Below are 18,996 nucleotides of genomic sequence, written 5' to 3'. Positions count from 1 at the left end.
CGAGGCCGCCCATGGATCTGTCGATCATCATCGTCAACTGGAACTCCCGCGAGTTCCTGCGCAAGGCCCTGGCGTCGATCCCCGAGAGCACGAGCGCCCTGAGCGTCGAGATCATCGTGATCGACTCGGGTTCGTTCGACGGCTGCGCCGAGATGCTGCGCCAGGAGCATCCGCAGGTGCGCTTCATCCAGGCCGGGAAGAACCTCGGTTTTGCCCGCGCCAACAACGCCGCCTTCGAGGTCTCGCGCGGCGAGGTGCTGCTGTTCCTGAACCCGGACACCGAGGTGATCGGCGCGGCCATCGAGGCGCTCTACTGGCAACTGGTGAACACCCCGGACGCGGCGATCGTCGGCCCCAAGCTGCTCAACAGCGACGGCTCGGTGCAGGACACCTGCGTGCGTGCGTTTCCGACCATCCTCAACCAGATGCTCGATTGCGACTGGCTGCGCCGCCGGTTTCCGGGCGCGCGCCTGTGGGGCAAGCAGGCGCTGCTGCGCCCGGGCCGGCAAGCCTGCCGCGTCGATGCCGTCTCCGGCGCCTGCCTGATGATCAAGCGTGCGCCGTTCGAGGCCATCGGCCGCTTCAGCACCGACTACTTCATGTACGCCGAAGACATGGCGCTGTGCCTGAAAGCCGCGCGGGCCGGCTTCGGCATCTGTTTCGTGCCCGCGGCGGTGGTGGTCCACCACGGTGGCGCGAGCAGTTCGCAGGCGCGGGTGAACACCTTCTCGGCCGTCATGGCGGTCGAATCGCAGTGGCGCTTCTTCCGCAACACCCGATCGCCCCGCTACGCCATGCTCTACCGCGCCGCCCTGTTCGGCGCCAGCGCCTTGCGGGTCGGCGTTCTGCTGCTGATCTGGCCGCTGCAGGCGCTGTTCGACCGCCGCGCCGCGCGCAGCAACGCCTGGCCCAAATGGCTGGCCCGGCTGCGCTGGGCGGCCGGCGGCGAGCGCTGGGCCCGCAACGATCAGGAGGCCCAGCCGTGAACATCGAGTTGCTGACCCGCAAGCTCATGCGCACCCTGCGCGATGACGGCGTTGCCGCCGCCTGCCGGCGCGTCGTGGCGCAGCTCGGCGACCCGCCGGAGGTGGCGGATTTCGACCGCCGCCACGGCACCGACACCGGTGGCCTGGCGCCGCTGTGGAGGCTCAGCATCGGCTCGCCGAACGCACGTCACGGCGAACGCTACGAGGCCACCGACGAACACGAGCTGGTGGCGGCGCTCGAGTTCCTCGGCGAAAACCTGCGTGGCTACACCTTCATCGACCTCGGCTGCGGCAAGGGCCGCACGCTGCTGGTGGCCGCGCGCATGGGCTTCGCGCAGGTCATCGGCGTGGAGTTCGCGCGCGAGCTGGCCGAGATCGCCACCGACAACCTGCACCGGCAGCAGGCAAGCACTGCCATCGTGCTGCATGCCGACGCGGCCGACTTCGTGTTCCCGCACGGCGATCTGGTGCTCTATCTCTACAACCCGTTCTCCGAGCCGGTGCTGCAGCAGGTGATGGACCATCTGCGCGCAGCGGACGCCGGCAGACGCTACGTGATCTACAAGCGACCGCGCTGTGCGGCGATGCTGGACACGAGCGGTTTCCTCGAACGACACGGGCATCCGCCGAGCGCGCCGCAGATGGCCATCTGGCGCGGCTGTGCCTGAGCGGGCCCGGCAGAGCAAGGGCGACGGCATGCGCATCAGGGCGATCCGGACACTGCAGGAACTGGCGCCGGTGCGCGCGCGCTGGCAGCAATGGCAGGACCACGTCAACAACGATCTGGCGCAGTTCGAGCTGGTGTGCCGGCACCGCACGGAAGTCGAATCGCCGTGCGTGATCGTGATCGAGCAGGACAGCGAAAACAACCGCGACAGCGGCCCCGATGCGCTGCTGCTCGGGCGCATCGAGTGCAACCCCTTCGCGCCGTCGATCGGCTATCTGCAGCCGGTGCGCATGCCCGCGCGGGTGCTGGTCGTGATCCATCAGGGCTTGCTCGGCAAGCTCGACGACGCAGCCGCCGGCGAGGTCATCGGCTACCTGCGATCGCTGTTGCGCAGCGGTGTGGCCGATGCGGTGGCCTTTCATCATCTGCCGGAACACTCGCCGCTGTGGCAGGCGCTGCAGATCGAGCGCGACACAAGGCTGAGCGTGAAGGCGCCGAGGTGGGCAACCCACCACGAGATGCGGCTGCCCGACGACGGCCGCTCGGTCGACAGCAAGCTCAGCGCCAAGCACCGCAGCAACATGCGCCGCCATCAGAAGGACCTCGAGGCGGCTTTCCCGGGCCGGGTGGTCTGGCGCTGGATGAACGCCGTCGACGACATCGCCGCGCTGTGCGCACACCTGGAGCCGTTGGCTGCACGCACCTATCAGCGCGCGCTGGGTGTCGGCTTCTTCGACGACGACGACCACCGGCGCCGCTACGAGCTGTTTGCGCGCCGCGGGCAATTGCGGGTGCAGCTGCTGGAGATCGACTCGCAGGTGCGGGCCTTCTGGATCGGCTCGATCTATGCGGATGTCTTCAACCTGTCCGAGACCGGCTACGACCCGGATCTGCGCGAGTTCAAGGTCGGCACCCTGCTGTTCATCCGGCTGGCCGACGCGCTGGCGCAAGAAGGCGTGCGACGGCTCGATTTCGGCCTCGGCGACGCACCGTACAAGGCGCGCTTCGGCGACCGGAGCTGGCGCGAGACACCGGCCTGGCTGTTCGCCCCGACCGCCAGGGGCATGGCCATGATGCTGCTGCTCAAGCTGTCGCTGGCGCTCGACTCCGGGGCACGGCGCCTGGTGCAGCACGCCGGCCTGACCGACCGGATCAAGACCGGCTGGCGACGCCGCAAGGCTGCGTCCGGCACTCGGCTGACGCCGAGCCACCCTGCCACTGCGAGGGATCGAGCATGAACCACGCGATGAAACTCCTGATCGTGGCCGGCGCGCGGCCCAACTTCATGAAGGTCGCCCCGATCATCCACGAGGTGCGCAAACGCGCGCTCGATGGCACGCCCGGCCTGCAATACCGGCTGGTGCACACCGGCCAGCATTACGACAAGGCGATGTCGAGCATCTTCTTCGAGGATCTCGGCATCCCCGCGCCGGACATCAACCTCGGTGTCGGCTCGGGCTCGCATGCGGTGCAGACGGCCAACGTGATGGCGGCTTTCGAGCCGGTGTGCGAGCAGGACCGGCCCGACTGGGTGGTCGTGGTCGGCGACGTCAACTCGACCCTGGCCTGCACGCTGGTGTGCGCCAAGCTGGGCATCAAGGTGGCGCATGTCGAGGCCGGCTTGCGCAGCTTCGACCGCAGCATGCCCGAGGAGATCAACCGCATCGTCACCGATGCGCTGGCCGATCTGCTGCTCACGCCGTCGATCGACGGCGACGCCAATCTGCAGCGCGAGGGCGTACCGGCCGCGAAGATCCGCTTCGTCGGCAACGTGATGATCGATGCCCTGGTGGCGAACCTCGCGCAGGCGCACGCCTCGCCCCTGCCGGCACGCCTGCAGCTCGAACCGCGCGGTTTCGTCTACGTCACGCTGCACCGCCCGTCCAACGTCGACGACGCGCCCAGCCTGCGTCAGATCATGGTGGCGCTCAACGTCATCGCGCAGCGCGTGCCGGTGGTGTTTCCGGTCCATCCACGCACCCGGGCGATGCTCGCGCGCTTCGAGATCGCGCCGGCCGATGCGGCGGCGATCCGGCTGATCGAGCCGATCGGCTATCACGACTCGCTGTGGATGACCGAGAACGCGCGCTTCGTGCTGACCGACTCCGGCGGCATCCAGGAAGAGTCCACCTACCTGGGCACGCCCTGCCTGACGCTGCGGCCCAATACCGAGCGGCCGGTCACGATCGAGGTCGGCACCAACCGGCTCACCCGGCTCGATCGCCTGCAGCAGGATGTGGCGGAGCTGCTGGAAGCCCGCCATTCACGTGGCCGGATCCCGACGTTCTGGGACGGCCACACGGCCGAGCGGATCGTCGACGCCCTGTTGCAGCACGCAGAGGCGCCGGCGGCGAGCCTGTCATGAACGCCCTGGCCATCGCCTTCGTGCTGATCGCGGCCATCGGCCTGATCGCGCTGCCACGGCGCTGGGCCGCGCTGGCGCTGCTGGCGGGCGGCGTCCATCTGCCGGTCGACCTGAGCCTGGCGCTGGGGCCGTTCAACTTCTACGCCATGCGTCTGCTGCTGGCCATCGGCGTGCTGCGGGTCATGATGAGAGGCGAAGCCCAGACGTATCACATCAACGGCCTCGACACGATGATGCTTGTCTGGAGCGCCGCGGCGCTGGCGACCAGCCTGTTGCACGAGGATGTCGTCGCCACGCTGGTCAATCGCAGTGGCATGGTCTACACCTGCGCCCTCACCTATTTCCTGTTCCGGGTCTTCTGCCAGTCGAGGGACGAAGCGCTCGACCTGTGCCGCATCACGGCCTGGGTGCTGATGCCGCTGGCCGTGGCCATCGCCTACGAGAAGCGCACCGGCCTCAATCCGTTTGCCGTGTTCGGTGGCAGCACGCTGCTGTCGGAGATCCGCGATCAGACCGTGCGGGCGCAGGGGCCGTTTGCCCATTCGATCCTCTGCGGCTTCGTCGGGGCAACGACGCTGCCCCTGATGGCGGCACTCTGGAAACCGCACCGCAAGACGGCCATCGCAGGCGCCGTGGCCGCCCTGACGCTGGTGCTCGCGTCCGGTTCGAGCGGGCCGTTCCTGGGCGCGATCTACGCCACGGGCGCCTTGCTGTTCTGGCACTGGCGCCAGCACCTGCGCCTGCTGCGCTGGCTGGTGGTGCTGGCCTATGTGGCGCTGGACATCGTCATGAAGGCGCCCGCCTACTACCTGCTCGCGCGCATCGACCTGACGGGCAGCAGCACCAGCTGGCACCGGGCGGCCCTGATCGAAGCGGCGATCGACCACCTGCCGCAATGGTGGCTGGCCGGCACGAATCACACCCGGAGCTGGCTGCCCTATGGCGTGGCCTGGAGCGACCAGCACGCCGACATCACGAACCACTACATCCGCATGGGCGTGGACGGCGGACTGCCGCTGATGCTGTCGTTCATCGCCGTGCTGGTGCTGGCCTTCGCGACCGTCGGTCGCAGCCTGCGGCAGGCCGAAACACCGGGCGCGGCGCCGCCCTTCCTGATCTGGGCCCTGGGAGCCGCGCTGTTCACGCACGCCACGGCCTTCCTGGGGGTGTCCTACTTCGATCAATCGGTCGTGTTTCTCTACATGACGCTGGCCGCCATCGGCTCGCTCGCCCCCCAGGCGGCCCGACAGCACGTCAACTCGGTGCGCCCCCTGCGCATCCGCACGGCGCCAACGGCGGCGCATGCACCAACCAGGAGTGTCCTGCGATGAACTCGATCGACATCGTCGTTCCCTGCTACCGCTACGGGCGCTATCTGCGCGACTGCGTGCACAGCGTCCAGACACAAGGTGCCTGCGACTGGCGTGTCCTGATCCTCGATGACGCATCGCCCGACGAAACGCCCGAGGTCGGCGAGGCACTGGCGCGCGAGGATGCACGCATCACCTATCGACGCCATGCCGTCAACCGCGGGCACATCGCCACCTACAACGAGGGCATCGACTGGATCCGCGCCGAGCACATGCTGCTGCTGTCGGCCGACGACCACCTGCTGCCCGGCGCACTCGATCGCGCCCTGGCGCTGATGCAGGCCCATCCCGACGTGGGCCTGTGTTTCGGCGAGGCGATCGAACTGCACGACGACGGCAGCACGCGCTCGATCCGGGTCGATGTCGACACCGCCGGCGAGCCGTCGATCGTGATAAGCGGTGAGGATTTCGTGCGCCTGTGCATCGAGGCCGGCGCCAACAACGTGGTGCCCACGCCCACGGCCATCGTGCGCACGCGCCTGCTCAAGCAGCTCGGCGGCTATCGCGCCGACCTGCCCCACAGCGGCGACCTGGAACTGTGGCTGCGACTGGCCGCCCACGCGCCGGTCGGATTCGTCAAGGCCGACCTGGCGGTCTATCGCCGCCACTGCGCCAACATGTCGCTCGGTTATGCCCAGGACGAGGGCCTGGCCGACCTGCAGCAACGCCGGCTGGCCGTCGACGCCTTCGTGCAGACCTGCCGGCCGGTGCTGGCTTCGGCCGACCGGCTGCACCAGGCGCTGCTGCAACAGCTCGCGCACCAGGCGGTGCAAGCGGCCAGCAGCGCCTTCAACGACAACCGGATGGCGCTGTCGCAGCGCCTGTGCGATCTGGCGGTCAGCGCGTGGCCCGGCGTGCAGCACGGCGCGCCCTGGCGTGCGCTGGCGTGCAAGCGGCGGATCGGCCTGCGGCTGTCGGGCGCCTTGCTGCCGGCCGTTTCCCGCATCCGCGCGGTCACGGCCTGGATACGCCACTGAGGCCGGAGTCACCACGATGGCACCGAATCACCACGCCGGCGCCTTCTGCCCGATCGTCCTGGCCTGCGACGAGGCCTATCTGATGCCGCTGGCCACCACGCTGCGCTCGGTCGTCGAGAGCAACGCCGCGCACTGGCCGATCGAATGCCACGTGCTGGTCGACGATGTCTCGCTGCCAGGCCGGGCGCGGGTGGAACGGTCGCTGCCGGCGCGGGCTGCGCAGATCCGATGGCACGCGGTCGACCTGACGGATTTCAGCTCGTTCGAAACCCAGGCCGCCATCTCGAAGATGACCTTTGCCAGGCTGCTGATGGCCGATCTGCTACCGGCCGAACTCGAGCGGGTGCTCTATCTCGACACCGACATCCTGGTCCTGGGCGATCTGCTGCCGCTGATGCGGACCGAACTCGACGGCGCCATCCTGGGCGCCGTGCGCGATGGCCTCGATGCCGAACTCAAGTCGACATCACCGGCACCGACCGGCATGCCGGACGTGTGCGACTACTTCAATGCCGGCGTGCTGCTGATCGACCTGGCGCGCTGGCGCGCCGGCCGGGTATCGGCAGCGGCCCGCGACCATCTGGTCGCACACCCGCAGACCCCCTTCGCCGACCAGGATGCCCTCAACGTGGCCTGCGACGGGCACTGGAAGCCGCTGGCTGCGCACTGGAATTTCCAGGGTCATCGCAGCACCGACATCGCTGCCCTGGCGCCCTCGCAGCGGCCCGGCATCGTGCACTTCATCACCGCCCTCAAGCCCTGGAAGGCCGACAGCCTGAGCCTGAATGCCCGCCTGTACGACGGGTGGCGCAGCCGGACGCTTTTCGCGCGGCACCCGGTCATGCGATGGACGGATGCGATCCGCGCGCTGGTGTCCAGAATGAATCGCGCGCTGTCGGCCCACGAGTCGACCCGACGGCTGAAACACCAGCTCAGGCAGACCTTCTCGACACGACAGGCCCGATAGGCCGCCGGGGATCCTCCATGACCTCGACACCCAGAATTTCGGTTGTCATCCCGACCTACAACCGGGCGTTCTGCCTGGGCCTGGCCATCGACAGCGTCCTGCAGCAGAGCCTGCCTGCGCACGAGATCATCGTGGTCGATGACGGCTCGACCGACCGCACCGACCAGGTCATGCGCGCCTACGCGGGTCGGGTCAGATGGGTCTTCCAGCCCAATGCCGGCGTGAGTGCAGCCCGGAACACCGGCCTGGGTCTGGCACAAGGCGACTGGATCGCCTTCCTGGACTCCGACGACGAATGGCACCCCGATCGATTGAAGATCCAATGCGCGGACATGCAGGCCCATCCGCAGGCCATCGCGCACATGCTCGACTGCACCGTGGAGGAGAAGAACGGCGCGCAGCGTTCGATCTTCGAGGTACGCGGCCTGGTCGACGAGTTCCGCCGTCAGCCCCTCAGACCGCGGCCGCTGTGCGACGTCCTGGAGTCGGCGTTCTTCCCCTCCGCGTGGCTGATCGCCCGCCAGGCGATCGACGCGGCAGGTGGCTTCGACGTGTCGATGCGGGTCTGCGAAGACACCGACCTGTTGAGCCGGATCGCGCTGCAAGGGCCCTTCTTCGTCAACTGTTTTGCCGGCACCAAGCTGCAGCGCCTGGGCGACGGCGGCGGGCTTTCAGAGCTGTATGTGCACGCGAGGCTGGAATACCTTGAAAACATCCTGAAGACCTACCGGCATCTGGCCGGCTGTCATCGGCTCAACGGCCCGGAACGGCTTTATGTCCGAAGGGAATACGCTGCCACCCATGTGGCCATCGCCTTGCAGCATCGGCTGAACGGTGATTCGACGGCCTCGATCCGATCCCTGATCGCGTCGGTCCAGGTCCATCCGACCCTGTTCTCGGCGCTCAAGGCCCTCACCCTCGCCTGTGTCGGCGCGCGCGGATTCGAGGCCATGCGAACCCTGCGGCACGTCAACGGCAACAGCTATCGGCGCGCATGAGGTGCAGCCCGACATGAGCCCGGATCGATGCACGATCGTCGCCGCGGTCAATGACCGGACGGTCTTGGCGCGCAACCTGCTGCTGTCACCGGACATCGCCGGCGGACGCCAACCCGACCTGTTGCTCAAGGAAGGCTTCAACTCGGCCGCTGCGGCCTACAACCGCGCGATCGACGAGGCTCGCAGCGACATCCTGGTGTTCGTCCATCAGGACGTCTACCTGCCCGAGCACTGGTTCGACGCCGTGTCACGCGCGATCCGTAGCCTCGATGACGCGGGCATCGCCTGGGGCGTGCTGGGCAGCTTCGGGGTTCGTGGGGGTTCGCCCGGTGGCTGGGGCCGGGTCTACACGACCGGGCGAGGCCTGCACGGCCGCGTCATCCACGGGCCCGAACCGGTCGAAACCCTCGACGAGATCGTGCTGATCACCCGCAGATCGACCGGGCTGAGGTTCGATGCGGAGCTGCCGCATTTCCACCTCTATGGCACCGACCTGTGCCTGCAGGCGCGCAGCGCCGGCCTGTCCAACTACGCCATTCCCGCCTTCTGCGTGCACAACACGAACCAGCTGATCGAACTGCCGGCCGAGTTCTATCGCTGTCATGACCACATCAAGAAGAAGTGGCGCCACTGTCTGCCGATCCACACCTCGTGCATCGTCATTTCCCGCTTCGACCGTGAACGGCACGAGCGGCGCCTCAAGGCCCTCGTCCACAAGGCGCTGGGCCGGGTCACGCATCCGCTGGCGCGGGTCGACGACCCGAGAAAGGTCTGCTCACTGGACCTGCAGATTGGCCGGAGCCGACAGTGACGCCCCACCGAACTCGAAGGCGCCGCGATCGCTGGTGCCGTCAGCACCGCGGGTCTTGCCCAGCGCATCCACGTTGAAGGGCGCTGCCAGGGTCAGGCCTGCGGCCGTGGCGGCCTTCAGGCGGAAGTCCAGTCCGGCGACATTGACGAACGGATCGCCGCTGGCCGCGCTGGTGCCGTTGGCTTCCGAGTGGTTGCCGCCGGAATTGATGAAGTGGTTGTGGTTGTGAGCGCCGAACTTGGCGAAGTTGGGGCTGCTGCTGTTGTAGAAGATGTTGTTGTGGGCGACGTTGCCGGAATAGACGTTGGGCAGCGTGCTCAGGCTTTCCTGGTCGACGTTGATGAAGGAGTTGTTGTAGACCGACGCATTGCGGAACTGCTCGCCACCACCGCCCGTCCAGCCGCCGACCACGCCGTTGGCACGGCCCCAGCTGGCACCGGCAGGCTTGTAGAAGACGTTGCCGTAGACATTCAGGCGGGCGCTGTTGTTGGACGAGTTGTCCCACATGATGCCGCCGGTGCTTTGAATGTCGGTGAACAGGTTGTGGCGGAAGGTCACGTCACCGACGGCGCCGGCAAACCCCCAGATGCTGGCCACTTCGGAATGCACGGCGGCCGAGCCGAAATAGGATTGGACCCAGCCATGCTCGACCACCAGGTTGCGCGGGCTGACGAAGAACGGGCAGCGGCCGATGCCGACCATCCGGAAATGGGACAGGGTGACGTCCGACGCGCCGTAGATCGCCAGACCGTCGTTCGACGCCGAGCCACCCAGGTTGCTGACGCTGCCCTTGCCCTGCAGATCGACGTGCCGGATCGTGATGTTGTTGGCCGTGACCCCCTGGCCGATCTTGATGACGGCGTTGCCGTCGCGGGTCTCGGTGATCTTGAAGCCGAAGTTCTGCACCCAGCTGTTGACGGCGCCACCGCCGGTCTGGCCGTCGAGGGTCCAGTACGACGAGGTGAAGACCAGTCCGCTGGTGAAGGCGGCCTGACCGTCGCCATATGAATCGCTCCAGCCGGTCGCGATGCCGTGATCGGCCAGCGTCGCCTTCTTGATGATGATGGGCGTGGTGCCGCTGACCGGCGTCGAGAACGTGCGGCCGGCGTAGCTGCCGTCGGCGATGTAGTAGGTGTCGCCGCGCACCAGCGTGGCCGGCAGCGACGCGTAGGCGTTGGTCCAGTCGCTGCCGTTGTTGGCACCGGTGGCGCCGGCTCTGACGTAGTTGTTCTTGGCGATCGCCGACTGGGCGGCAAACAGGATGACCAGGGCCAATAGCTGGGTGAAGATCTTCATGGTGACGTGTTCCGGAAATTGAACGGCACGGCGCTGGCGCCAGCGACTACTGAATGAGCTTGGAGGCTTCGCTCGAGTAGAGGCTCTCGTTGCCGGCGGCGTCGACGGCGGTCACCGCGAAATAGTATCGATAACCCGACTGCAGGGCATAGAGCGTGTGGCTGGTCACCTTGCCGATGGCGATGCCGGCGCCCTTGGCCTGGAAGTACGTCCTGGAAGCCGTTCCGTAGTACACGCGATAGCCCGTCACGGCCGCTTCAGGATTCGCCGCCCATGACAGGGTGGCCGTCGCCTGAGTCGGCGTGGGCGCCGGTGCCGGTGCCGGTGCGGGAGCTGGGGCCGGTGCGGGCGCTGGGGCCGGCGCCGGTGCAGGAGCCGGCGCAGGGGCTGGCGCGGGTACAGGAGCCGGCGCAGGAGCCGGTGCGGGGACTGGCGCCGGAGCCGGTGCAGCCGTCGTCGGCACGAACACCACGTCGCGGAAATAGTTGGAGGCCTGCCACGACTGCGTGGGGTAGGCACCGACCGGGCCGAAGATGCCGTTGCTGCCGACGATCGTGCTCAGGGAGCCGTTGGCGATCTGCGTGGCCAGGCCGTTGCTCGTCGCCACGTAGTAGGTGGCGCCGGTGTTGACGGTCACGGCATAGAGGCCACCCGCGACGACATTGATCGGGGTGGCGAAGGTGGCGGTCTGCCAGCCGGACGCGGTCTCGGCCGTGAACACGACCGAGCCCAGCAGCGCCCCCGTGGAAGACCAGATCCTGCCGGTGTGGGTGCCGGTTTCCTTCGAGGACTTGTAGAAGCGCACACCCTTGATCTGGCCGGCCACCAAGGCCTTGAAGCGCATGCCCAGCTCGTAGTTGACGCCGACACCATCGGTGATGTTGGTCGTGACCGGCGTCTGCGTCGTGAAGATCGATTGCGCGGCGGTGGTGGTCGACGTGACGGTGTTCAGCAGCTGACATTCCTTGACGATGCCGAACGCGGGGTCGGAGCCGAAGAAGTTGCTGGTGCAGGCGGCCGTGCCCGACACCGTCTTCTGGATCCATTGGGTTCCGGCGCCGTAGCGGACGGTCTTCCCGGTGCCGACCGTGAACGAGGCGCCTTCCTTGGCGAGAAAGCTCCAGGTCGAGGTCGAGGTCGTGGTGGTCGCGGCCGCGGAGATCTCGGCTTTCGAGTCGGGCGTGTCGCCGTCGGCAGCGGCTGCCTCGTCACCGTTCAAGGCCACGCTGGTGTCATCGGGGCCACCGCCACCACCACCGCCACAGGCCGTGACGAGAAAGGTGCTGGCGATCAGCGAAACAAGCAATGCTTTTCGGTACGGCTGAAAATCAACTTGCATGGTCAAACAAACTCGAGGCAAAAGTGGGCCCGACCGGCCGGCCCGGAGAGGCACGAACGGTGACGCGTTGCAGTGTTTTTCTACGAAGGAACCCTCGGGGGCGATGCCTGGCCGGGGCATCCCGTGTTGTTCACTTGTCTGAAAAATTGATCCGGTCGGATCACGGCAAGTGATCGCATTAGTCCAGCAATCGCCGGATGCGGTGCTTCAAACTGTTGCGTACCGGGATATCGGCTCGGGTCGGGGACGGCGCGAGTCAGGCTCCGACGCCCCCCCGGGTCTGGCATAGACCGGGGCGTCGATGTTTCACGGCGTTAACAACTTCTGCTGTAAAGACAGTCAGACAAATGCCGCTTTGCACCTGCAAGGGCTGCAGGTCGGACGCCGGAAACGGATGTTTTTTGAAGCAGGCAGACGCCGTTTGCAACGGTTGCTTGCAAATATGAAGGCGGTCGAGGCGACCGCCTGCCCTCACGGGGCGTTCAGGACGGTGCCCATCACGCGCGTGCCTTCGTCGTGCAGCTGGCTGATCAGCTCGGTGGTGCTGCTCAGGCGCGTGCCGTCCTTGCGGGCGACGACCAGGGCATGGCCGGCGCGGCGCGCCACGCCCAGCGCATCGGCGCAGAACTCGGCCGCCGGCGTGTCGATCAGGATCACGTCGAAGGCCGGCCGCAGCACCTGCAGCAGGGCGGGCCAGGCCTCGCGCGAGAGCAGGTCCAGCGGATTGGGCGGGCAGTCGCCCGCCGGCAGCAGGTGCAGCGGCCCGAACGCGGGCAGCGCCGTCACGGCGGCGCGGTCGTCCGAGCGGGCGCTCAGCACGGTCGACAGGCCGATGCGATCGGACACGTCGAAGATCAGATGCTGGCGCGGCCAGCGCAGGTCGGCGTCGATCAGCAGGGTGCGGCAGCCCAGTTGCGCGAACGCGACCGCCAGGTTCGCCGCCAGGTAGCTGCGGCCGTCGCCGCGGGCCGGGCTGACGATGGCCAGGCTGTGCGCCTGCCCGTCTTCGGCCGGCCAGCGCTGCAGCAGCTGCGAGCGCAGGGCCCGCATCTGCTCGGCGCAGGCATGGAAGGGCTCGAAGGCCGTGACCAGTTCGAGGCTGATGCGCCGGTTGTCGGGGCGCAGGTGCGGCAGGTCGTATTGCGCCGTGATGGCGTGGACCAGATCCTCGACCGTGATCAGCTTGAGATGCAGCGCCGCCGCGCCGAAACGGCTGCCCTCGCGGTGCTGCAGCTCGAGCACGCGCTCGATGCCCGCGGGGTCGAGCTTGCCTTGCGCGGCCAGGATGCCGCCGAGCCGGCGATCCGGGTGCGGCCTGGCCTGCAGGCCGGACTCGACGGCCATCAATCGGGGCGTGGCGGGCATGGCTGACATGGCGGACCTCGGTGCGTTGGCTCAGCGGGGTTGAAAGGTCAGCGTCGAGGCCGGCTGGAGCGACGCCGCTCGTGCCTGCCTGGGCGGACTCCAGCGGCTGGTCACGCCCAGCAGCGGCACCGAATCGTCGGCCGTCAGCCGGCGCAGGTCGACCGCCGAACGCACCCGCCGATCGCGCAGTTCCAGCATGACGACGGTGGCCAGGCCCAGCAGCGCACCGGCCACGACCGCTGCCGCCATCAGCAGCCCGATCCGGGGCGCATGCGGTTCGAGCGGCACCGAGGCCGGACTGAGCAGCGACACCTGCGAGTTGTAGAGCTCGTTGCCGACCATGTCGACCATGAAGCCTTGCACCGCCATGTCGTAGGTGCGCTGGGCGCTCTCGACGTTGTGCGTCAGCGTGGCCAGTTCACCGCGTTCGGATCCGACCGCCAGCAGCCGCGAGCGCTGGCCGGCCAGTTCGGCCTCGAGCGCCGCGGCACGCCAGCGGCCCTGTGCGGCGGCGTTCTCGAGGCCGGCCAGCACCTTGTTGATCTGGGCGTCGAGCGCGGCACGGCGGCGGGCGTTTTCAGCCAGCTGGCTCTGGTAGGGCGGGTAGGCGGTGCCGTACTGCTGCGACAGCGCCTGCAGCCGGGCCTCGCCCTGCTCAAGCTCGGCGCTCAGGCGCTGCACCTGCGAGTCGGTCTGGACCTCGTTGAGCCGGTCCAGCGGGCTGCCCTGCTGGCGCAACTGGCGCACGTGCTGCTGGCGGCTGGCGAGGTCGAGGTTCTGTTCGCGCGCCCGCGACAGCTGCGCGGACACCTCGGCCAGGCGCGTCTCGCGCAGGTCGGCGCGGGCGTCGGACGAGACGATGCCGTTGCGGCGCTGGTGGTCGAGCAGCCGGTCCTGCGCCTGCCGCAGGTCGTTGCGCAGGGTCGTCAGCCGGGTGTCGAGCAGGCGTTCGGCGCGCCCGGTGTTGTCGGTGCGCAGTTCGCGGGCCAGCTCGACATAGGCCTGGGCGTAGGCATTGGCGGTCTCGGCGGCCGTGCTCGCCTTGGGCGCGTCGACGCCGATGCGGATGACGCTGCTGTGCGCCAGATCGACCTGCGGCGCCGCCAGCCAGCGGGTGGCCAGCCAGTCCTCGAACGAGCCGTCGCTGGCCGTGCGTGCATGGGCCTGCCGAGCCTGCGGGCTGTCGGCCAGCTTGAGCGCGGCGACCACCCGGCGGGCGACGGTTTCGCTCTTGATGATGTCGGCCTGCGTCTGCAGGTAGGCGCCGCGTTCGGGCAGGGCATTGCCGCGCAGCGACTCGGCCACCAGCAGCGACGCGGTGGCCCGGTAGGTCTTGGGCAAGGACACGGCCACCACCGCCGCCGCCGCGACGGTCGCGACGAACACCAGCACGAAAAGGACCAGGCGCGTGCGCAGCGCCGCGAGCATGACGTAGAGATCCACACCGGCTCCGATCTCGCAGTTCGAGGTTGCATGTGTCGATTCGACCGCTCCGAGCCTACGCACCGGGCTCGGGCGCAACAGGCACGCGCCGGTGCGCCGGCATGAGCAGTTCGGACTACGCCGGGTGTCGTCGGCGTGCACGCAGGCGGGCTAACTTCACACCCCATGAGGAAGCAACGATCGCGGATGAGCGAAGAGCAGAGCCAGCGCCTGTTCGAGTGTTTCGTGGCGGGCACGCCGGCCCGGCCGGCGGCCGAGACGGTCGGTGTCAACCGCAACACCGCACGGCTCTACTACCACCGCCTGCGCGAGACGATCGCCCATCACATCGAGCGCGACGGGCGCTGGCGCGACGAGCCCGGCGCAACACCGACCCTGGACGGCAGACCGGTGGCGCCGGTGCAGGCCGGTGATGCGCCGGTCGTGCGGATCGTTCCGGTGGCCGGACTGCTCGAACGCGACGGCCGCGTCCACATCGTGCCGATCGCCGAGCCGGCCACCGCGCCATGGCCGGGGCCGGCGGTCGACGCCATCGTGTGCTTCGACCAGACCATCTCCCCCACCGAGCCCGCCGAGATGCGCGACGGACGGATGCGGGTCGAGCTGGGCGACGCGCTGGCCGGCGACCTGCCGCGGCGCAAGGTCGTCCGGGCGTTCTGGCAGTCGAGCGCGCGGCTGCTGCGGCGCTTCAACGGCGTGCCGCGGCAGCACCTGCTGCTGTACCTGAAGGAGTGCGAATGGCGCTTCAACGACGGCACGCCCGAAGCGCGCATGAACACGCTGCGCCTGTGGTTCATGCGCTCGGACCGGCGCTCGAGAAACCGGACGACCGAATCGCCGTGAACGTCAGATCTGGATCAGGTGGGCCTCGATCGCGCGGCCGACGGCCTGGGCCCGGTTGACCACATTGAGCTTGTGCAGCATCTTCTGGACGTGGTTCTTCACCGTCAGCGCACTGATGCCGAGGATCTGTCCGATCTCGCTGTTGCTCTTGCCGAGGTAGATCCACTTGAGGATCTCCTGCTCCCGCACGGTGATGACGGCGTGGCCGTGCGGTGCGGGCAGGTCGTCGTGCCGGCCGCCGATCATCTGCGAGCGCACCCAGGCCTCGCGCAGGAAAGGCACGACCAGCCGCAGCAGGCACAGTTCGCGCGGATCCGGGCTGTCGCCCTGGCAGGCCAGCAGGAACAGGCAGTTCGCGTCGCCGTCGATGTCGTGGCAGCCATGCACGGCCAGGCGGGTCGCGGCGATGCGCTCGAGTTCGGCCACCCATGCGCCCGACCCGAGCACGCCGTCGCGCCGCGCCGGCAGCACGATCGGCAGGTGATGCGCCCCCTTCCAGGCGTCGACCAGCCGGGGCACCAGCGCGATGTCGCGCAGCAGGGGCGCGGCGAAGACCGTGCTGTCGGCCACGCGGGTCGAAAAACTGTCGACCCGCCAGGTCGCCGATTCAGGGCAGCGCAGCACGCAGATCAGGGCCTCGTGGTGGATCAGCCCCTGCAGCAGACCCTGGGTCCAGGTGAAGAAATGCGAGCGTGTGTGCACGTTGAGCGAGGCGTCCAGATTCAGGGCCAGGGCCTCGATGTCCTGCGGTTGCAGCGACACCTCGGGCTCGACCGGAACCCGTTCGACAGACTGCGGCTGCGGCATGAACGTCTCCTGCAGCGCCCGTCAGCGCGCTGCGCTATTGGGTGCTGCGGCGCTGCGCCCGGCGTCGGTCGCCGACGCCCAGGTAGGCGGCATGGGGCATCGGCACCGGACGCAGCAGGCGACGCTGCGCCACCTCGGTGACCTCTTCGCGGCGGAATCGATAGCCCATGCCACGGATGGTCTCGATCAGCGCGGCATGCCCGCTCGGCTCGAGCGCCCGGCGCAGGCGCCGCACATGGATGTCGACCGCACGCTCCTCGACGCAGACATGGTCGCCCCAGACCTGGTCGAGCAGCTGGCTGCGGCCCAGGATCCGGTCGGGGTGGGTCATGAAGAAATGCAGCAGCCGGTATTCGATGGCGCACAGCTCGATGTCGCGGCCGAGCGCCGTGACGCGCCGCGCGGCCGGATCGAAACGCAGGCCGGAGATCTCCAGCGCCTGATCGCCACACTGCGGCGCGCTGCGGCGCATCACGGCCCGGATGCGCGCCAGCACCTCGCTGACCGAAACCGACTTGCACACGCAATCGTCGGCGCCGCTCTCCAGCGCAGCCACCGTGTCGTGCGCCTGCGGCGCATCGGCGCCGATGACGATGATGGCGATGCCCGAGGTACGCTGGTCGCCACGCAGCTGGCGCGCATAGGACAGCGCGTGGCCACCGGCGACCATGCGGTCGAGCAGGACGAGATCCGGGCGCGTCTCCTTCGTGCGAGCCCTGGCTTCGCCCAGATCGCTCGCGCACGACACCGTGTAGCCCGCATGGCGCAGGTTGCCGGCCAGCAGCTCGCGGGCTGCCGCATCGTCTTCGATCACGAGAATGGAAGCGTCCATGGCACAGACCTCTCGATCGCCAATCACGGACTCATCGTAGAGAGATCACGGCTGTCGCGCAGCCACCGCCGGATGGATTCTGCTGTGGTGAGGCGTCGATGCCCTGTCGTGGAACAGGTGACACGCCACTCAGAATTTGTGCACCTCGATGTTGTACTTGCGCAGCGCATATCCGAGCTGGCGCGGCGTCACGTGCAGCAGCCGCGCCGCCTTGGCCTGCACCCAGGCACATTGCTCCATGGCCCAGATCAGGCGCTCGCGCTCGCCATCCGGTGGCTCGTTGCCGAACTGGCGCGGTGTACCGGTGAGGTGTTCGGTCGGGCCGATGCGCAACACGTCGTCGCCGCCATCGGCCTCGTCGTCGAGCCAGTCGTCATCGGGGTCCGCCGATGCGGCAGCCGCCGAAGCCGGGATCGACCCGGGCACCGGCCGCGGCGACTCCCGGATCGGCAGCCGTGCGGGGATGTGCAGCGACGTCGGCATGCTGATCGGCGCGACCGCGTCGTCCTTCTCGAGGTGATGCAGCGTCTGCGTCAGGCAGCGGTTGTGGCGGCACGGGAACGACACGCCGCGGATCAGGTCGCCATTGGCCATGGTGGCGGTGCGCTCGATGCAGTTCTCGAGTTCGCGCACATTGCCCGGCCAGTAGCAGTGCGACAGCACCTCCATCGCGTCACCGGCGATCCTGAGCTTGCGGCGGTTCTCCTTGTTGAAGCGGTCGACGAAGTGCGACACCAGGGCCGGGATGTCGTCGCGCCGCTCACGCAGCGGCGGCAGGAAGATCGACACCACGTTGATGCGGTAATAGAGGTCGGCGCGGTACTCGCCACGCTTGACCATCTTCTCGAGGTCGCGGTTGGTGGCGCAGATCAGCCGCACGTCGACCTTGATCGCGCGGTTGCCGCCCACGCGCTCGAACTCGCGCTCCTGCAGCACCCGCAGCAGCTTGGCCTGGAACGATGCCGAGATGTCGCCCACTTCGTCGAGGAACAGCGTGCCGGTGTGCGCCTGCTCGAAGCGGCCCTTGCGGTCACCGGCCGCACCGGTGAAGGCGCCCCGCTCGTGGCCGAACAGTTCGCTCTCGAGCAGTGATTCGGTCAATGCCGCGCAATTGACCTTGATGAACGGTGCGTCCTTGCGTGGCGACAGGTAATGCAGCGCCCGCGCGATCGCCTCCTTGCCGGTGCCGCTCTCGCCGCGCAGCAGCACGGTGGCACGCGCGGGCGCGGCCTGGTGCACCTCGCTGAAGACCTGCTGCATGCCACGCGACACGCCGACCACGTTGTCGAGCGTGTAGCGCCCGCGCGGCTCGGGCGCCAGCGCCTTCTGCAGGCGGGTGGTCTCGAGCTGCAGGCGCTTGTGTTCCTCGGTGACCGCGCCGTGCAACGACGCGGCCTGCGCCATCAGCGTGGCGGCCATCGTGAGGATGCGCTGATCGTCCGACAGACGCACACCGCCGCTGACCTCGCGCTGGGCCGCCAGCACGCCGACCACGGCCCGGTCGGTCTTGAGCGGCACCACCACGAACGCCATCATGCGATCGGCCTGTGCGCCGAAAGCCCCGGTGCGATCGATGAACTCCGCGGCCTGCGCCACGTCGGGCACCACCACCGGCATGCCGCTGGCATAGACGTGGCCGATCACGCCTTCGCCGTAATGCCACTGGCCGCGGCGCTCCTGCTCCTGATCCAGCCCGACGGAGCTGTGCACACGCAGCCGTGCCTCGCCATCCCGGTCATCGGGCGCCATCACGATCATCACGCGCGACAGGCCGAGGTGCGCAGCCAGCACGTTCAACGAGGCGCGAAACGTGCGCCCGATGTCGAGCGAGGCACCGAGGATGCGGCAGATCTCGTAGATCGTGATCAGCTCGACGTGAGACCGTTCATTCATCACCGTCCGGTTCAGCATCACGCACCTTCCTGTTCAG

The 18,996-nt window shown here is 68.3% G+C and carries 17 protein-coding genes; 10 read left to right on the top strand and 7 right to left on the bottom strand.

Annotated features, from left to right (window positions below):
- Positions 1–11: 11 nt before the first annotated feature.
- From LCHO_RS06935 to LCHO_RS06895, 9 genes are read left to right on the top strand one after another with little or no spacing between them, the layout of a single operon-like run.
- The gene (locus tag LCHO_RS06935) at positions 12–986 is read left to right on the top strand and encodes a glycosyltransferase family 2 protein (protein WP_012346418.1); all 975 of its coding nucleotides are present in this window, start codon (positions 12–14) and stop codon (positions 984–986) included.
- Complete coding sequence (locus LCHO_RS06930) at positions 983–1,654, top strand: class I SAM-dependent methyltransferase (RefSeq protein ID WP_012346417.1); 672 nt, start codon at positions 983–985, stop codon at positions 1,652–1,654. The genes LCHO_RS06935 and LCHO_RS06930 overlap by 4 nt, the downstream gene beginning before the upstream one ends.
- Before the next feature lie 28 nt (positions 1,655–1,682).
- Positions 1,683–2,891, top strand: coding sequence for a GNAT family N-acetyltransferase (locus tag LCHO_RS06925; protein WP_012346416.1), 1,209 nt, complete (start codon positions 1,683–1,685; stop codon positions 2,889–2,891).
- 8 nt (positions 2,892–2,899) lie between these two features.
- Positions 2,900–4,018 (top strand): non-hydrolyzing UDP-N-acetylglucosamine 2-epimerase, encoded by a 1,119-nt coding sequence (wecB, locus tag LCHO_RS06920; RefSeq protein ID WP_043704948.1) that lies wholly within the window; start codon positions 2,900–2,902, stop codon positions 4,016–4,018.
- Positions 4,015–5,349, top strand: a complete 1,335-nt coding sequence (locus tag LCHO_RS06915; RefSeq protein ID WP_012346414.1) for a hypothetical protein — start codon at positions 4,015–4,017, stop codon at positions 5,347–5,349. Before wecB ends, LCHO_RS06915 begins: the two co-directional genes overlap by 4 nt.
- On the top strand, positions 5,346–6,365 hold the full coding sequence (locus tag LCHO_RS06910; RefSeq protein ID WP_012346413.1) for a glycosyltransferase family 2 protein: 1,020 nt from the start codon (positions 5,346–5,348) through the stop codon (positions 6,363–6,365). Before LCHO_RS06915 ends, LCHO_RS06910 begins: the two co-directional genes overlap by 4 nt.
- A 16-nt stretch (positions 6,366–6,381) precedes the next feature.
- A complete protein-coding gene (locus LCHO_RS06905) occupies positions 6,382–7,332 on the top strand; it encodes a glycosyltransferase family 8 protein (RefSeq protein WP_012346412.1) in 951 nt (316 codons plus the stop codon).
- Between the two features lie 17 nt (positions 7,333–7,349).
- Positions 7,350–8,330 (top strand): glycosyltransferase family 2 protein, encoded by a 981-nt coding sequence (locus tag LCHO_RS22010; protein ID WP_012346411.1) that lies wholly within the window; start codon positions 7,350–7,352, stop codon positions 8,328–8,330.
- Complete coding sequence (locus LCHO_RS06895; RefSeq protein WP_150105425.1) at positions 8,257–9,141, top strand: glycosyltransferase; 885 nt, start codon at positions 8,257–8,259, stop codon at positions 9,139–9,141. Before LCHO_RS22010 ends, LCHO_RS06895 begins: the two co-directional genes overlap by 74 nt.
- On the opposite strand, the gene LCHO_RS06890 is transcribed toward LCHO_RS06895, so the two are convergent.
- The 4 genes from LCHO_RS06890 to LCHO_RS06875 form a co-directional block, all read right to left on the bottom strand.
- Positions 9,106–10,437, bottom strand: coding sequence for a hypothetical protein (locus LCHO_RS06890; RefSeq protein ID WP_012346409.1), 1,332 nt, complete (start codon positions 10,435–10,437; stop codon positions 9,106–9,108). The genes LCHO_RS06895 and LCHO_RS06890 overlap by 36 nt on opposite strands.
- 46 nt (positions 10,438–10,483) lie before the next feature.
- Entirely contained in the window at positions 10,484–11,743 is a 1,260-nt protein-coding gene (locus tag LCHO_RS06885) for a DUF4082 domain-containing protein (RefSeq protein ID WP_043703982.1), read from the bottom strand.
- A gap of 504 nt (positions 11,744–12,247) precedes the next feature.
- Positions 12,248–13,150, bottom strand: a complete 903-nt coding sequence (locus tag LCHO_RS06880) for a polysaccharide biosynthesis tyrosine autokinase (protein WP_012346407.1) — start codon at positions 13,148–13,150, stop codon at positions 12,248–12,250.
- 21 nt (positions 13,151–13,171) lie between these two features.
- On the bottom strand, positions 13,172–14,584 hold the full coding sequence (locus LCHO_RS06875) for a Wzz/FepE/Etk N-terminal domain-containing protein (protein WP_043703979.1): 1,413 nt from the start codon (positions 14,582–14,584) through the stop codon (positions 13,172–13,174).
- Positions 14,585–14,770: 186 nt separating this feature from the next.
- Between LCHO_RS06875 and LCHO_RS06870 the strand changes: the two genes are divergently transcribed.
- Positions 14,771–15,427: a transposase gene (locus LCHO_RS06870; RefSeq protein WP_012346405.1), complete on the top strand. Its 657-nt coding sequence runs from the start codon at positions 14,771–14,773 to the stop codon at positions 15,425–15,427.
- A gap of 3 nt (positions 15,428–15,430) precedes the next feature.
- Here LCHO_RS06870 and LCHO_RS22005 read toward each other — a convergent pair whose 3' ends face one another.
- The 3 genes from LCHO_RS22005 to nifA all read right to left on the bottom strand — a co-directional run bounded on the left by LCHO_RS22005 (position 15,431) and on the right by nifA (position 18,977).
- The gene (locus tag LCHO_RS22005) at positions 15,431–16,234 is read right to left on the bottom strand and encodes a helix-turn-helix transcriptional regulator (RefSeq protein WP_012346404.1); all 804 of its coding nucleotides are present in this window, start codon (positions 16,232–16,234) and stop codon (positions 15,431–15,433) included.
- A gap of 34 nt (positions 16,235–16,268) precedes the next feature.
- Positions 16,269–17,066 carry a winged helix-turn-helix domain-containing protein gene (locus LCHO_RS06860; protein WP_012346403.1) on the bottom strand — a complete coding sequence of 266 codons (798 nt, stop codon included), beginning with the start codon at positions 17,064–17,066 and terminating at the stop codon, positions 16,269–16,271.
- 129 nt (positions 17,067–17,195) lie between these two features.
- Positions 17,196–18,977, bottom strand: coding sequence for a nif-specific transcriptional activator NifA (gene nifA / locus LCHO_RS06855; protein WP_012346402.1), 1,782 nt, complete (start codon positions 18,975–18,977; stop codon positions 17,196–17,198).
- Positions 18,978–18,996: the final 19 nt, after the last annotated feature.

The organism is Leptothrix cholodnii SP-6 (assembly GCF_000019785.1).
In the GTDB taxonomy this organism is placed as follows: domain Bacteria; phylum Pseudomonadota; class Gammaproteobacteria; order Burkholderiales; family Burkholderiaceae_C; genus Sphaerotilus; species Sphaerotilus cholodnii.
This window is presented reverse-complemented; position numbering and strand designations above follow the sequence as displayed.

Bases quoted from the DNA above. Each gene is read 5' to 3' on its own strand.
- LCHO_RS06880 (WP_012346407.1), bottom strand. From the start codon at position 13,150: ATGTCAGCCATGCCCGCCACGCCCCGATTGATGGCCGTCGAGTCCGGC.
- nifA (WP_012346402.1), bottom strand. From the start codon at position 18,977: ATGCTGAACCGGACGGTGATGAATGAACGGTCTCACGTCGAGCTGATC.
- LCHO_RS06905 (WP_012346412.1), top strand. From the start codon at position 6,382: ATGGCACCGAATCACCACGCCGGCGCCTTCTGCCCGATCGTCCTGGCC.
- LCHO_RS22005 (WP_012346404.1), bottom strand. From the start codon at position 16,234: ATGCCGCAGCCGCAGTCTGTCGAACGGGTTCCGGTCGAGCCCGAGGTG.
- LCHO_RS06925 (WP_012346416.1), top strand. From the start codon at position 1,683: ATGCGCATCAGGGCGATCCGGACACTGCAGGAACTGGCGCCGGTGCGC.
- LCHO_RS06860 (WP_012346403.1), bottom strand. From the start codon at position 17,066: ATGGACGCTTCCATTCTCGTGATCGAAGACGATGCGGCAGCCCGCGAG.
- LCHO_RS06870 (WP_012346405.1), top strand. From the start codon at position 14,771: ATGAGCGAAGAGCAGAGCCAGCGCCTGTTCGAGTGTTTCGTGGCGGGC.
- LCHO_RS06935 (WP_012346418.1), top strand. From the start codon at position 12: ATGGATCTGTCGATCATCATCGTCAACTGGAACTCCCGCGAGTTCCTG.
- LCHO_RS22010 (WP_012346411.1), top strand. From the start codon at position 7,350: ATGACCTCGACACCCAGAATTTCGGTTGTCATCCCGACCTACAACCGG.
- LCHO_RS06890 (WP_012346409.1), bottom strand. From the start codon at position 10,437: ATGAAGATCTTCACCCAGCTATTGGCCCTGGTCATCCTGTTTGCCGCC.
- LCHO_RS06910 (WP_012346413.1), top strand. From the start codon at position 5,346: ATGAACTCGATCGACATCGTCGTTCCCTGCTACCGCTACGGGCGCTAT.
- LCHO_RS06915 (WP_012346414.1), top strand. From the start codon at position 4,015: ATGAACGCCCTGGCCATCGCCTTCGTGCTGATCGCGGCCATCGGCCTG.
- wecB (WP_043704948.1), top strand. From the start codon at position 2,900: ATGAAACTCCTGATCGTGGCCGGCGCGCGGCCCAACTTCATGAAGGTC.